The sequence below is a fragment of the Nocardia sp. NPDC060220 genome, from assembly GCF_042727815.1.
In the GTDB taxonomy this organism is placed as follows: Bacteria; Actinomycetota; Actinomycetes; order Mycobacteriales; family Mycobacteriaceae; genus Nocardia.
The window spans coordinates 1-1,928 of the sequence record NZ_JBHWZY010001104.1; the positions used below are offsets into that span (position 1 = coordinate 1).

Consider the following 1,928-nt stretch of genomic DNA (forward strand, 5'->3'; position numbering starts at 1 on the left):
CTTCGGCCTTCTTGGCACCTGCGCGCTTGCCGTAGCGAGCCTCGAAGCGAGCCACGCGGCCGCCGGTGTCGAGGATCTTCTGCTTGCCCGTGTAGAACGGGTGGCACTGCGAGCAGACCTCGACCGAGATCTGGCCGGACTCCTTGGTGGAGCGAGTCTGGAAGGTGTTGCCGCAACCACACACAACGGTGGTCTCGACATACGTGGGGTGGATTCCTGCCTTCATGGGCGTCCTCTCGATAATGGTCGCCGGGTCGTAGCCCCATGGAGTGGAGTACGTGAACCGGAACCGACTAGGCGGGATGTCTGCGAACTCGCAGACACACAGTTGTCCAGTATGCCAGAGCAGACCGCACCCTCTCAGAACACCCCCCACCTCCGCTTTGTTCCCTGTGATATTGCGGCCGGCGCCGCGCGTTCTCGGCCGAGAACGAGCAAGGGCCCCGCCGAAGCGAGGCCCTTGCCGGTGGTTCTAGACGATCACTCGTCGAGAGCGCTCGGTGCGGTCTTGGAGACCGTCATCAAGAACTCGAGGTTGTTCTTGGACTTGCGCAGACGATCCATCAGCAGATCGATCGCCTGGTGCGAGTCCAGACCCGACAGCACGCGCCGCAGCTTGTGCACCACAGCCATCTCGTCGGGCGAGAGCAGCAGCTCGTCGTGGCGGGTGCTCGACGGGTTGATGTCCACCGCGGGGAACACGCGCCGCTCGGCGATCTTGCGGTCGAGCTTGAGCTCGGCGTTGCCGGTGCCCTTGAACTCTTCGAAGATCACCGTGTCGCCGGTGGAACCGGTCTCCACCATCGCCGTGGCGATGATGGTGAGCGAGCCACCGTTCTCGATGTTGCGGGCCGCGCCGAGGAAACGCTTCGGCGGGTACAGCGCGGTCGAGTCGACACCACCGGAAAGGATGCGGCCCGAGGCAGGCGAGGAGTTGTTGTACGCACGGCCCAATCGAGTGATCGAATCGAGCAGCACCACAACGTCTTTGCCCATTTCCACCAGACGCTTGGCACGCTCGATGGCGAGCTCGGCGACGGAGGTGTGGTCACCCGGCGGGCGGTCGAAGGTGGAGGCGATGACCTCACCCTTCACCGAACGCTGCATATCGGTGACCTCTTCGGGACGTTCGTCGACCAGGACAACCATGAGGTAGCACTCGGGGTTGTTGATCGCGATCGCGTTCGCGATGTCCTGCATGATCGTGGTCTTACCCGCCTTGGGCGGAGACACGATCAGCGCACGCTGGCCCTTACCGATCGGCATGATCAGGTCGATCACGCGCGTGGTGAGCTTGTTCTGCGCGGTTTCCAGGCGCAGCCGCTCGTTCGGGTACAGCGGGGTGAGCTTCTGGAAGTCCGGCCGACGACGCGCCGCTTCGAGCTCGCCACCGTTCACGGTGTCCAGGCGAACCAGCGGGTCGAACTTCTGCCGCTGGTTGTTCTGCTCGCCGTCGCGCGGGGCGCGCACCGCACCGGTGATCGCGTCACCGCGGCGCAGGCCGTTCTTGCGCACCAGGTTCATCGACACGTACACGTCGTTGGGGCCGGCGAGGTAGCCGGAGGTCCGCACGAACGCGTAGTTGTCGAGGACATCGAGGATGCCCGCGACCGGCTGGAGCACATCGTCTTCGCGAATGTCGTAGTCGCGCGCCTCGGACTGGCCGCCACCGGCGGGACCACCATCGCGGTCACGACCACGACGACGCTCGCGGAATCGACGACCCCGGCGACCGCGGCCGCCTTCCTCGTCGTCACCACCGCGGTCGTCGCGGGGTCCGCGATTGCCGCCGCTGTTGCCGTTCTGGCTCTGGTTCTGGTTGCGCTCGTTCTGATTACGGTCGCCACCGGCGCGCTCGCCACGGTCGTTGCCGTTGCGGTCGCCACCGGTGCGCTCGCCACGCTCGGCGCCGTTGCGGTCGCCACGCT

General features: G+C 65.6%; 2 protein-coding genes. Both read right to left on the bottom strand.

The features are described from left to right. A partial coding sequence (rpmE, locus tag ACFWF3_RS34125) for a 50S ribosomal protein L31 (protein WP_379318141.1) occupies positions 1-226 on the bottom strand: 226 nt, incomplete at its 3' end. 254 nt (positions 227-480) lie between these two features. After that, positions 481-1,928: transcription termination factor Rho (rho, locus tag ACFWF3_RS34130; protein WP_379318143.1), on the bottom strand; the 1,448-nt coding region annotated here is incomplete at its 5' end.